The following is a 12,690-nucleotide window of genomic DNA, read 5'->3' on the forward strand; positions in this document are numbered from 1 at the left end:
TTGAAGAGCCCAAAATACATACTACCTAGTTCGACTATGAAAGTCAAGATCGTTTTGAAGATGAAATCTTATACTATTTAATTTCCTCTTCTTCATCATCATAGTCTTCATCATCTTCATCAATAATATCTTCTTCGATCTCAAGATCATCGTCGTCTTCATCAAGATCTTCATCGTCAAAATCGTCGGCTTCAAGATCGAGTTCTTCCTCAACTTCATCCAAATCAAGGTCGTCTTCGTCGATCTCTTCAAACTCGTCAAGATCAAGATCTTCTTCGACTGCTTTCTTCGCTTTTTTCTTTTTCGCCTTGACTGTCGGCTGAGTTTCTTCATCAAGCTGATCATACGGATACCAGCTGCGAAGCCCCCACGTCTGGTCAGAAAGCGCCAGGAAGCGGCCGTCAATGTTTAAATCTGTATAAAATTGAGCGATGCGGTCTCCAAGCTCTTCTTTTTTCACGCCGAGCAAAGATGCAATTTCATTTAAAAGCTCCTGAAAAGGAACTGGTTTTTTATGTTCTTCAAATAATTCATGAGCGATTTCAACTAAAGCCATTTCCTTTAGCTCTTCCTGTGAATATTGTTTGATACCCAAGGTCGGACACTCCCTTTCTATTACTTATATGTATCTGTTTTATCAATAATGAAAGCGATTTTGTATCGTTCTTATACAAACCATACCTCTCATTATAAACAAAATAAAACAGAATATGCTACCCTTAACAGCGTTAATTTAAATAATTTTACAAGAGTGATCCGACTGATAGATGTTTTGCGTTAATCCGCGAGCATTCTGGAGATGACAAGTCTTTGAATTTCTTGAGTGCCTTCATAGATTTGCGTGATTTTCGCATCACGCATATAGCGTTCTACTGGGTAATCTTTTGTATAGCCGTAGCCGCCGAAAATCTGCACGGCTTCGGTCGTCACCTTCATCGCCGTATCCCCAGCCATCAGTTTGGACATGGCGGAAGCTTTTCCATATGGAAGGCCTGATGATTCTAACCATGCAGCCTGATAGGTCAGTAGCCTTGAAGCTTCTATCATTGTAGCCATATCCGCGAGTTTAAAAGCGATACCCTGCTGCTCAGCGATCGATTTTCCGAATTGCTTTCGCTCTTTTGCATATTGAAGCGCCGCATCAAGCGCCCCTTGAGCGATGCCCACGGCTTGTGCGGCGATGCCGTTTCTGCCTCCGTCAAGCGTCTTCATCGCGATTTTGAAGCCTTCTCCTTCTTCTCCGAGACGGTTTGATGCAGGCACTACACAATCTTCGAACATGATTTCCGTTGTCGGTGAAGAACGGATGCCCAGCTTCTTTTCTTTCTTGCCTGTAAAAAATCCTTCAAAATCCTTTTCTACTATAAAAGCGGTAATCCCTTTTTTCTTTTTCTCGGGATCGGTGACTGCAAAAACAATGTAAATATCAGCAACACCGCCGTTTGTGATAAACACCTTTGAACCATTTAACACGTAGTCATCGCCGATTCGTTCAGCAGTTGTTTTCATGCCGCCGGCGTCAGAGCCAGACCCTGCTTCGGTCAAAGCGAATGCGCCGATTTTCTCTCCGAGGGCCAGCTGTGTTAAGTACTCTGTCTTCTGTTCCTCCGTCCCAAAGGCAAACAGCGGCCAGCTGCAAAGAGAGATATGGGCGGAAAGCGTCACACCGGTGGAGGCGCACACTTTTGAAAGCTCCTCCACTGCGATGACATAGGCCAAATAGTCACTTCCGATTCCACCGTAATCTTCAGGCCACGGAATTCCCGTCAGCCCCAGATTTGCCATTTCCCGAAACAGCTCGCGATCGAAGCGTTCTTGTTCGTCTCGTTCTGCCGCTGTCGGGGCCACCTCATGTTTCGCAAAATCGCGCACCAATTTTCGTATCATCTCATGTTCTTCTGATAATGAAAAGTTCATTGCTTATCCCCCATTTTCAGATCAGCGCCTAAAACGGATTGAGCCAGAAGTTCGACGACGTCGTACGTTTTGACTTGGTCTTCAGCTTCCTTCGCCTTTGTGCCGTCCCCAATCATCGTGAGACAGTACGGACAGCCGGAACTGATCACCGATGGGTTGACCGCGAGCGCTTGCTCAGTCCTGGCGACGTTAATCCTGTTGCCCGTTTCCTCCTCCATCCACATTAATCCCCCGCCGGCTCCGCAGCACATGCCGGTTTCCCGGTTTCTCTCCATTTCAATCAGCTGCACGCCCGGAATGGCTTTCAAAATCTCTCTCGGCGGATCATAGACTTCATTGTACCGGCCCAAATAGCACGAATCATGGAAGGTAATCGTCTCATGAAGCGGGTGCTGCGGCTTTAATTTTCCGTTTTTCACAAGCTCGGCCAGCACCTCTGTATGATGATAAACCTCGCCTTCAAATCCGAAATCCGGATATTCGTTTTTAAATAAATTGTATGCATGGGGGTCGATTGTAACGATTTTTTTGACATCATTTTTTTCAAATTCAGAAATATTCTTCTCAGCCAGCTCTTGGAACAAAAATTCATTTCCGAGGCGGCGCGGTGTATCTCCTGAATTTTTTTCTTTATTGCCGAGGATCGCGAAGGACACGCCTGCGTGATTGAGCAGCTTGGCAAAGGAAATCGCGATTTTCTGGCTTCTGTTGTCGTAGGACCCCATGGAACCAACCCAGAAAAGGTACTCAAATTCTTTTCCTTCTTTTTTCATTTCTTTTACGGTCGGAATCTCAGCATCCGGCGCCGCGTCACGCCAGTTTTCGCGTTCTTTGCGGTTGAGTCCCCACGGATTTCCCTGCCGCTCGATACTAGTCATCGCGCGCTGGGCGTCACTGTCCATTTTTCCTTCAGTCAGTACGAGGTAGCGGCGGAGGTCGACGATTTTATCCACGTGCTCATTCATGACCGGGCATTGATCCTCACAGTTTCGGCAAGTGGTGCACGCCCAAATTTCTTCCTCTGTGATGACGTCGCCGATCAAGCTTGGATTGTAATCCAGCGCTGCTGCGGCTTCCTGCGATCCGCTGCCCGCTGACGCTGCGGCCAGCTGATTGCCTCTCGTATGCTGGAACGCTGCCGCGGGCACCCATGGCGAGCGCGAGGTGACGGCGGCGCCTTTTTCCGTGAGATGGTCTCTGAGACGCAAAATCAGGTCCATCGGAGACAGCATTTTTCCGGTGCCTGTTGCCGGGCACATATTGGTGCAGCGGCCGCACTCGACACATGCGTACAAATCAAGCAGCTGGGACTGCCTGAAATCTTCAATTTTACCCGCTCCGTAGCTTTCTTTCGTTTCGTCGGTAAAATCTATTTTTTCAAGTTTTCCGGCAGATTCCATTCGATTGAAAAAGACATTTGCCGGGCCGGCGATTAAATGGGCATGCTTCGACTGAGGCACGTACACTATAAAGCTAAGCAAGAACAGGAGATGGATCCACCATGCGATATAGAAAATCACCGCCGCACCTGTTTTCCCGACTCCGCTAAGCAAAAACGCAATACCTGAAGCAATTGGCTCGCTCCAAGAAAGCCCATGATCATGCCAAATCAGATTCATCCCGTTTCCAAGCAGAACGGTCAGCATTAACCCTCCGATGAAAATCAGAACGAGCCCGGCTTTAAAACCGCGTTTCAGCCTCACGAGCTTTTCGATATAACGTCTGTAGAATGCCCATCCCACAGCAATTAAAATGAGAAACGTAACGATTTCCTGAAAAAAAGTGAAAGCGGGATAGACCGGGCCAAGCGGCAGATTCCGGCCGGGAGCCAGTCCTTTGATGATAAAGTCAATCGCTCCGAACTGAACCAATATAAATCCGTAGAAAAACATGACGTGAATGATTCCGCTTTTCTTGTCCTTGAGCAGTTTTTTCTGTCCGAATACATTCACCCATATGGCGCGAAGCCGTTCCTTGAACCGTTGATCAAATTGTTCTTTCTGGCCGAGCTTGATGTAGGCCAGTCTCGTTTTGACCAAGTACACAAACAAATAGACAGCGTAAGCGGTTACAATCAGAAATAATAACGCATTTGCGATGAGAAAGCCGCTCATTCCAATTCCCCCTTTTTACTGGATAAAGACCGCGATCCCCTACCCCCGAATCTGTATAAGATTATCTTTATGATAAATAATGAATGAGTGTTCAGTCAATAATTAAATTCCCGCTGTTCGGGCACACTACCTTTACTACGGAAAGGAGTGCCGGTATGAAGGTATTTATCGTGATTATGATCATTGTCGTTATTTTTTTTGCTTTGATTCTGCTTGATATCTTCATGGGCCGTGCCGGATACAGAAAGAAGGCGTACGAGCCTGTTTTTTCAAAAAAGAAGAGTGACATCGAATTGATCCACTGCGGCGCTGATCTCGTTGAGCGGATGATGAAGGATATTCGCCAGGCCGCCTCTTCTGTTCACATGATGTTTTTTATTATGAAAAATGATGAGGTCAGCCACAATATGTATACCCTGCTGAAAACAAAAGCCCAGGCTGGCGTCTCCGTTTATTTGCTTCTGGATTGGGCGGGCTGCCGAGCAATTAAAAAAACGGCGCTTCAGACGATGAAAAATGCCGGCGTACATGTCCATGTGATGAATCGTCCCCGTTTTCCTTTTTTCTTTTTTCACATGCAAAAACGGAATCACCGGAAGATTACAGTTATAGACGGAAAAATCGGTTATATCGGCGGGTTTAACATCGCCGAAGAATATCTTGGAAAGAAAGCGAAGTTCGGCAATTGGGAGGATTATCATCTGCGCATGATGGGAGAAGGCGTACATGATCTTCAAACGCTTTTTGCTTCTGACCTAAAACGAAATACCGGAATCGAACTGGGTTCGGATGTTTGGCCAAAGCTTCAGCAAGGGACTATTTCTCACAAGATCTATGCGACCGACGGTTATTCCCTTGAAAACATATACTTGGCCAATATTGCCCAAGCGAAGAATCGCCTTACGGTTTGCACGCCTTATTACATTCCATCAAAGCCGCTTCAAGAGGCCCTCATCAACGCAAGAAAAAACGGCGTATCTGTGAGAATCATTGTACCGATGAAATCAGACCATCCGCTGGTGAGAGAAGCGGCTTTTACGTATTATTCGGAGCTCTTGGATGCCGGCTGTCTTATTTATCGTTATTATCAAGGGTTTTATCATGTAAAAGCCGTCATCATAGACGACCATCTCAGCATTATCGGAACAGCCAACTTCGATAAACGAAGCCTGTTTTTAAATGAAGAGGTGAATGTTGAAATTGATGACGAAGCGTTTACAAGTGAAGTCTATGCCACAATTGAGGAGGATATGAAAAAGTCGGAGCTGCTGACGATGGAGGATTTCAGCAAGCGCACATTCAGGCAGCGCCCGGCGGAATGGCTCGGCAAGGCGTTATCTTATTTCTTATAAAGGAGAGTTCCTATGATTTTCAGATTCGGGTTCGTTTCAAATGCAATGAGCCTTTGGGATGCATCTCCCGCTAAAACATTGACATTCGCGCGTTATTCAAAGCTTTCAAAGACTGAAAGAAAAGAAGCGCTTCTGACTGTGACAAAAGCCAATTTACGCAATACGATGAGAACCCTTCACTATATCATCGGACACGGCATTCCTTTGTACCGTTTTTCCAGTTCGATTGTGCCGCTGGCTACGCATCCCGAAGTGATGTGGGATTTTGTAACACCGTTTCAAAAAGAGTTTCGGGAGATTGGAGAGCTTGTTAAAACACATCAACTGAGAACAAGCTTTCATCCAAATCAATTCACTCTGTTTACGAGCACGAAGGAATCCGTCACAAAAAATGCGGTAACCGATATGGCGTATCACTACCGCATGCTTGAAGCCATGGGCATTGCTGATCGCTCCGTTATCAACATTCATATTGGCGGCGCTTACGGAAATAAAGACACCGCCACTGCACAATTTCATCAAAATATACAACAGCTTCCGCAGGAGATCAAAGAGCGGATGACACTTGAAAATGATGATAAAACATATACGACGGAAGAAACGCTTCAGGTCTGTGAGCAGGAGGATGTTCCGTTCGTCTTTGACTTTCATCATTTTTACGCCAATCCAGACGATCACGCCGACCTGAATGAAACACTGCCCCGCATGATCAAAACGTGGGAGCGGATCGGCCTTCAGCCAAAGGTTCACTTGTCTTCCCCAAAATCGGAGCAAGCGATACGCAGCCATGCCGATTATGTTGACGCCAACTTTTTGCTGCCGCTGTTGGAACGCTTTAGGCAATGGGAAACTAATATTGATTTCATGATTGAAGCAAAGCAGAAAGACAAGGCGCTTCTCCGCTTGATGGATGAATTAAGCTCCATCCGCGGTGTCAAACGCATCGGGGGCGGTGCGCTGCAATGGAAGTCATAAATGTGCAAAAACAGGTTTACGGCTTGTCCGCTTTGGGAACTTAGACTATATAAGACAACAATCGATGGAGGAGAAAGATCATGAAAAATATCAAGTCTCTGAAAGTAGCCGCACAGGCCTTTACTTTAAGAAATTTGATTCATCTTTATAAAATGTGCCATTCCGGAAGCCACGAGGTTTATATTTACTCAAAGAAAACGATGTGCAAAATCAAAAGCTTAATTGAGCTTGAAACATTCCGCATGGCTCATAATGAAAAGGAATATCTGATCGTAGTGGAAGGAACAAAAGCATCACAGCTCATTGAAAAATTCCAAAATCTCATCGAGCCTGCTGAGAGAGAAGCGCTCTAACTTACATACAAAAAAGGATAGACATCTGTCTATCCTTTTTCTTATGCTCTTACATAATGGAGCTGAACCGCCTGCCCGAATTGTTTTGTCCCTTTTAACCGCAGTTTTGTTTCATTTGTTAGTTCGTGAAACAGCGGGATGCCGCTTCCTAAAACGACGGGAATAATAGTGATGATGAATTCGTCGATGGCATCGTCTCTCATAAAGGCATTCACCAGCTCTGCCCCGCCAGCTATCCAGATGTTTAAGCCCTTTTCCTGTTTCAAACGGCCAGTGAAGACTCTGGCTCCCTCATTGATAAACGTCACATGTTCATCCTCATAACTGTCGGGCGATCCAGTAAAAACATAGCAGGTTTTATCCTGATATGGGAAAACGGGGGTTAGCACTTTAATGTGCTCATATGTGCTTCGCCCTAAAATGACTGTATCAACAGTCTGATAAAAATCACTGTAGCCGTTGTCGCCTTCACCTTCAAATTCATCCAGCCAATCGATGCTTCCATCTTCTCTTGCGACCATCCCGTCCAATGAAACAGCAATGTACAGCACAGTTTTTCTTTCCATGTTCTCCTCCTATCGCTGCACCATTTGCCCAAATTGTGCTTGATGCAGCCTGCTGTATAGGCCTCCGGCTTCAATCAGGTCTTGATGACGGCCTTGTTCTTCAATCCCGTTGTTTGTAACAACCACAATTCTGTCCGCGTCTTTGATTGTTGCCAGCCTGTGGGCGATGACAAGCGTCGTGCGCCCCTCGGACAACTCTTGAAGCGCCTTTTGGATCGCCGCTTCCGTTTCCGTATCAAGGGCTGAGGTGGCTTCATCGAGAATCAGGATCGACGGATTTTTCAAGAACATCCGCGCAATTGACAAACGCTGTTTTTGCCCGCCGGAAAGCTTCACGCCGCGTTCGCCAATAATAGTATCCAACCCATCGGGCATGTTATGGACGAGCTCTTCCAGATGCGCCTGCTTCACAGCCTGCCAAATGTCTTCTTCTGATGCGCCTAATCGGCCGTAGGCGATATTTTCTCTAAGCGTGCCCGCGAACAAGAAAACGTCCTGCTGTACGACGCCAATTTGCCCGCGCAGTGAAGAAAGCGTCATGTCTTTTATGCTGATGCCGTCAATCGTAATGTCGCCCTCCGATGCTTCATAAAAGCGCGGCAGCAGACTGCAAAGCGTTGATTTCCCCGCACCTGACGGACCGACGAACGCCACCGTTTCCCCCGCTTGAATGGATAGGTTAATGTCATTGAGGACGTTGTGATGGTCATCATAGCCAAACGAAACATGTTCATAGCGGATATTGCCCTTCAGGCCAGTAACATCTCTCGCATCAGGTAAGTCCTGAATATCCGGCTCTGTCTCCATGAGTTCCATATAGCTTTTGAAACCGGCGATCCCCCTCGGATACATTTCAATAATGGCATTAATTTTGTCAATAGGCCTGAACAGCACATTCGTCAGGAGCACAAACGCCACAAATTCCCCGTACGATAAGGAGCCGCGAATGACAAACCACGTCCCGCACAAAAGGACAAACAGTGTGACAAATCGGGTCAGCATATAGCTGATTGAACCGTTTTTCGCCATGATTTTGTAGGAAGAAAGCTTAGTGACCCGAAAACGCTGGTTGTTGACGGCGAAGCGTTCTTTTTCAAACGCTTCATTGCCGAACGCCTGCACCAGCCGGATGCCGCCGATATTATTTTCTACCCGCGCGCTGAAGTCCCCGATATCCTTGTTCAGCGTTGTAAATGCTTTGGTCATTTTTTTGTTGAAATAAAGCGCCAGCCAAATGACGATCGGCATAATGATAAACGTTAATAATGCCAGCTGCCAGTTAATAAACAGCATCACTCCGAACGCACCGAGAATGGTCATGACAGCAATGAATAAGTCTTCCGGACCGTGATGGGCAACTTCACCGATATACATTAAATCGTTCGTCAGCTTCGACATCAGTGTTCCCGTCTTGTTGTTATCGTAAAATTTAAACGAAAGCTTTTGCAAATGGTCAAAAAGCGACTTTCTCATATCCGTCTCGATATTAATTCCGAGCATGTGTCCCCAGTAGGTCACAATATACTGAAGAGCCGAGCTAAGCGCGTACACCGCAAATAAGCCGATTGAGGTCGCGAAGATCAGCCCCCAGTCCCTGCCCGGCAGCAAGGTATCAATAAAATAATTGACGATCAAAGGAAAGCTAAGCTCCATTAAACCTCCCGCGATCGCTGAGAAAAAGTCGAGAAAGAACAACGTTTTATATGGTTTATAATATGAAAAAAATTGCCGCAGCACCCTATCTTCCCCCAATGTATAAATAACTGATAATATTTCTCAATTATACTATACACAGGCTGTTTTGAAAGATCAGATTTCTTTTTTCTTACAGAACCCCTGAAAACAAACGGGCAAATGACTCTTTTGTCCGATCAGCCACGCCTCTTTTATAAAAACCGACAGGACTGAGCTTTTCACTTTCCTGCATATCCTCTTCAAAATGGGCTTCGAGGGTGCGGATCGCTTCGGCATCCGTAAAGAACACATTCACTTCAAAGTTGAGCTGAAAGCTGCGCATATCCATATTCGCCGTGCCGACGGAGGCCAGATCGCCATCAATGATCATGACTTTTTGATGCATGAAGCCTTTTTGGTAGGAATACACTTCAATACCCTCAAGAAGCAGCTCCGGGAAATAGGACCTCGACGCGTATTGGGTCAAAAAGCTGTCGTTCCTCTCCGGCACCATAACCCTTACCTCGACGCCTTTTGTCGCTGCTGCTTTCAGCGCTGTGCGAATGGATTCATTGGGGACAAAATAGGGCGTGGCGATCCAGATTGACTTCTGTGCTGAAGAAATCATTTCATAGTATAGGTCGCTCATGCTTTCCTTCATGTCAGGGCCTGTCGCGACAATTTGATAAATGCCCCCTCCCTCCACGGGCACAGGGGTATTGTACTCTTCTTGATCAATTAACACTTCATTGGAGACGTATTCCCAATCCAGCATAAAGATAGCATGAAGCGTTTGCACAATCTCTCCTTCCAGCCGAAGGTGAGTGTCTCTCCAAAACCCGATGTGCGGATCCCGGCTGATATATTCCTTCCCGACATTTAATCCGCCCACAAAGCCGGTTTTTCCATCGATGATCACAATTTTCCGGTGATTTCTGAAATTCAGCTTCTGGTTGAAGAACCCGTATTTCAGCGGAGAGAACGGAACGATATTCACTCCCGCTTGTTTCATTCTCATAATGTCTCTTTTTGCCAGCTTCATGCTCCCTGCCGCATCGTATAAAAACCTCACCTCGACACCTTGGCGCGCTTTCTCCATCATAATGTCCATCATGCCGCGCCCGAGCATGTCTGATTTAAACATGTAGTATTCAATATGTATGTAAGACGCCGCTTTCCTCATCGCTTTGAAAAGTTCCGGAAAGGTTTCTTCGCCGTTTTTCAGCACTTTGATCTTGCTTTTCGTATTGATATTCATATGGGCAGCCCTGATGGAATATGTAAAGAACCTCTCTTGATTGTCCTTCAGCCCTGTCACTTCGGGCGTTTCCTCCTTGTCAAACAGCTTCCTGAGCTTCTCCCTGTTGTACATTCGTTTTGTCTTAAACAGCTTTCCCTTAACATAAAGCTGTCCGGAAAACAGATAAAACACGTAGCCGGCGATTGGAAAAAAGACAAGAATGTGGATCCATAACAGCGTGTGCTGCGAGGTGCGGTTTTCAAGAATTAATGAATAGATGCTGAACAAAATAATGCTTATATAGCAAAGCAATCCTCCGTAAAACTCAAGTCTGGAAACCGGAAAAAACCATATGACATATGCCCCGATGAGCATCATATATAAAAAGAAAAATTCCAGTCTCCTTTTCAGCATCCCGATTCTCTCCTATCTGATTCGATTACCTCTGTATTACCTCTTTTTTCTAGTATGTAAACCTTCTATGCAAAAAGCCTCACCGCAAAAAGCGGAAAGGCTTATGATGAGGCTTCCTGAGATTGGCCGGGTGTCATGTTCTTGAGCAAAACCGGCTTGAGGGAGTAACTGCTTTTGATTTTATTTTTGAAGAAGCCGACGATCAGGCCCGTGACCGCGATGGACACTAAGGAGCAGAGCCCTTTCAGCAAGCCGACTGAGAAAATGCCGGCCAGCACTACGGCAAAATCGAAGAGAAAATTAACTGTCCCGGGGTTCCATCCGTATCGTTTTTGCAGAAATAAAGCAAGAATATTGGCACCGCCGAGTGAAGCATTATGATAAAACATGAGCGACAGGCCGCACCCGATCAGCGCCCCGCCGCAAATCGCCCCGGCAAGCGGTGAAAAAGAGGGAGATGGCAGCCAGTGATCCGCGCTTGTGAACAGAGTCAGCGCTGTGACTGCAAATGCGGTAGATAGAGTGAATTTGATGCCCATTCTGATGAAAGAAAACACATAAAACGGGATATTGATCAAAAAGAAGGTGATGGCAAACGAGGAATGAAAAAAGTATGTCAGGCTTAGTGACAGTCCAGCCGTGCCGCCGGTTAATACATGAGAATGTCTGAGTGTCAGGACCCCGGCGCTTGTCATAAGACAAGCCATTAAAATGAGTAAAATCCGCTTCATTCTTCACTCTCCTTTTCAGATGATGCAATACAAACATAACAAGACTGCCGGCCGCCCAGCCATTACCTTGGCAGAAAATATCTTATGTTTTCATCAAGATAAAAAATCCCCCTCTTGCAGGGGGGGATTTTTACGAGCGTTTCCGATACACGACATAGCTTCGAGTCAGATACTTGAGCGGCAGACTGAACACATGTACCAATCTTGTAAACGGCCACAGGATAAAAACGATGTATCCTATCACAATATGAAACTTAAACCATAGCGGGACACTCTCCATCAACGATGGGTCAGGCCGGAACAAAACGATCTCCCTGAACCACGGTCCGACTGTTGTCCGGTAATCAAAACCTTTCGAATCAATGTTGAGAAACGTGGCCGCAACACCCGACAGCATCATGAAAAGCAGCAGGATGAGCGTAAGGATATCCGATGGCGAGCTGGTTTTACGGATTCTTTTGTCAAACAGCCGTCTGTACGTCAGGATGACAAGTCCAGTACATGCCACAATCCCCGCCGGCAGGCCTGCACCAATCGCCATTTTGTGATACATGTGCTCTGAAATGCCAATTGCACCATACACGCCTTCCGGGATCAGAATTCCCATGACATGCCCGCCGACAACGCACAGCAGTCCCCAGTGAAAAAGAGTGCTGCCCGCCGCAAGTTTTTTCTTTTCTAGCATTTCGCTTGATTTCGCAGTCCACCCAAATTGGTCATGCTGGTAGCGGTAAATATGGCCGCCGATAAAGATCGTCAATACAATGTATGGCATCACGCCCCAGAGGATCTGTCCGTTCATGCCTGGACAGTCCCTTCAATGCTTTCACGTACGCCGAGGTTTTCCAGGGCGGCCAGCAGCACGTGCAGCAGCTCAGCGTATATGCTGTCATTTTTTTCGAGGCGGGATGCCAGCTCCCTTACATTTGACAGATACTTCTCAAACACACTTCTAGCTGCTTCAATTTCCGCAACGGCGGCAAATTCCAGCATCAGCGGAAGATAATCAGGCAGCTCCTTCTCTGTCGGCAGGAAACCGGATTGCTGGTATGTGTTTTTTAAATGCAGCAATTCAATGCCGCGTTCCCTTTGCTCGCCCGAGTTAAAGTAGGTGACATACATATTTGTTTTTTTCCCAAAGTCGAATGTATAGACATAGTGTTCAATCAGCGCTTCCGGAGAAAAGCTGGCTGACGCCTCGAAAAAGTGCAGCAGCTTCTCCCGAATTCGCCGGTTGCCGATTTCATGGATAAGAGCCTTCCAATCGGGAAGCTCAGCTCTCCACTCTTCATCCGGATAAGAAAGAAGACAAGAAAGAGCGGAGAACGTAATTTGCCGGTCTGTGGTGTTCATC

12 protein-coding genes are annotated in these 12,690 nt (G+C 46.4%); 3 read left to right on the forward strand and 9 right to left on the reverse strand.

Features of this window, described 5'->3' with window-relative positions; genetic code table 11:
• Positions 1 to 73 precede the first annotated feature (73 nt).
• The 3 genes from rpoE to BLL41_RS09740 form a co-directional block, all read right to left on the reverse strand.
• Positions 74 to 595 carry a DNA-directed RNA polymerase subunit delta gene (gene rpoE / locus BLL41_RS09730; protein ID WP_003227609.1) on the reverse strand — a complete coding sequence of 174 codons (522 nt, stop codon included), beginning with the start codon at positions 593 to 595 and terminating at the stop codon, positions 74 to 76.
• Between the two features lie 182 nt (positions 596 to 777).
• Complete coding sequence (gene acdA / locus BLL41_RS09735; protein WP_071577680.1) at positions 778 to 1,917, reverse strand: acyl-CoA dehydrogenase AcdA; 1,140 nt, start codon at positions 1,915 to 1,917, stop codon at positions 778 to 780.
• Positions 1,914 to 4,031: a heterodisulfide reductase-related iron-sulfur binding cluster gene (locus BLL41_RS09740; RefSeq protein ID WP_071577681.1), complete on the reverse strand. Its 2,118-nt coding sequence runs from the start codon at positions 4,029 to 4,031 to the stop codon at positions 1,914 to 1,916. The genes acdA and BLL41_RS09740 overlap by 4 nt, the downstream gene beginning before the upstream one ends.
• A 155-nt stretch (positions 4,032 to 4,186) precedes the next feature.
• On the opposite strand from BLL41_RS09740, the gene cls (BLL41_RS09745) reads away from it, so the two are divergent.
• The 3 genes from cls (BLL41_RS09745) (at position 4,187) to BLL41_RS09755 (ending at position 6,711) form a co-directional block, all read left to right on the forward strand.
• Positions 4,187 to 5,383: a cardiolipin synthase gene (gene cls / locus BLL41_RS09745; RefSeq protein ID WP_071577682.1), complete on the forward strand. Its 1,197-nt coding sequence runs from the start codon at positions 4,187 to 4,189 to the stop codon at positions 5,381 to 5,383.
• A 12-nt stretch (positions 5,384 to 5,395) separates the two neighbouring features.
• Entirely contained in the window at positions 5,396 to 6,358 is a 963-nt protein-coding gene (uvsE, locus tag BLL41_RS09750) for a UV DNA damage repair endonuclease UvsE (RefSeq protein WP_071577683.1), read from the forward strand.
• Positions 6,359 to 6,438: 80 nt separating this feature from the next.
• The gene (locus BLL41_RS09755; RefSeq protein ID WP_003227597.1) at positions 6,439 to 6,711 is read left to right on the forward strand and encodes a hypothetical protein; all 273 of its coding nucleotides are present in this window, start codon (positions 6,439 to 6,441) and stop codon (positions 6,709 to 6,711) included.
• Between the two features lie 41 nt (positions 6,712 to 6,752).
• Here BLL41_RS09755 and BLL41_RS09760 read toward each other — a convergent pair whose 3' ends face one another.
• The 6 genes from BLL41_RS09760 to narJ all read right to left on the reverse strand — a co-directional run bounded on the left by BLL41_RS09760 (position 6,753) and on the right by narJ (position 12,689).
• Positions 6,753 to 7,277 carry a dihydrofolate reductase family protein gene (locus BLL41_RS09760; RefSeq protein WP_071577684.1) on the reverse strand — a complete coding sequence of 175 codons (525 nt, stop codon included), beginning with the start codon at positions 7,275 to 7,277 and terminating at the stop codon, positions 6,753 to 6,755.
• 9 nt (positions 7,278 to 7,286) lie between these two features.
• Positions 7,287 to 9,014, reverse strand: coding sequence for an ABC transporter ATP-binding protein (locus BLL41_RS09765; protein ID WP_071577685.1), 1,728 nt, complete (start codon positions 9,012 to 9,014; stop codon positions 7,287 to 7,289).
• An 88-nt stretch (positions 9,015 to 9,102) separates the two neighbouring features.
• Positions 9,103 to 10,605, reverse strand: coding sequence for a cardiolipin synthase (gene cls, locus BLL41_RS09770; protein ID WP_071577686.1), 1,503 nt, complete (start codon positions 10,603 to 10,605; stop codon positions 9,103 to 9,105).
• Between the two features lie 101 nt (positions 10,606 to 10,706).
• Positions 10,707 to 11,336: a YitT family protein gene (locus BLL41_RS09775; RefSeq protein WP_071577687.1), complete on the reverse strand. Its 630-nt coding sequence runs from the start codon at positions 11,334 to 11,336 to the stop codon at positions 10,707 to 10,709.
• A 130-nt stretch (positions 11,337 to 11,466) separates the two neighbouring features.
• The gene (gene narI, locus BLL41_RS09780; RefSeq protein WP_071577688.1) at positions 11,467 to 12,138 is read right to left on the reverse strand and encodes a respiratory nitrate reductase subunit gamma; all 672 of its coding nucleotides are present in this window, start codon (positions 12,136 to 12,138) and stop codon (positions 11,467 to 11,469) included.
• The gene (gene narJ / locus BLL41_RS09785; protein WP_071577689.1) at positions 12,135 to 12,689 is read right to left on the reverse strand and encodes a nitrate reductase molybdenum cofactor assembly chaperone; all 555 of its coding nucleotides are present in this window, start codon (positions 12,687 to 12,689) and stop codon (positions 12,135 to 12,137) included. The genes narI and narJ overlap by 4 nt, the downstream gene beginning before the upstream one ends.
• Position 12,690 lies beyond the last annotated feature (1 nt).

Source organism: Bacillus sp. FMQ74 (genome assembly GCF_001875785.1).
Classification (GTDB): Bacteria; Bacillota; Bacilli; order Bacillales; family Bacillaceae; genus Bacillus; species Bacillus stercoris.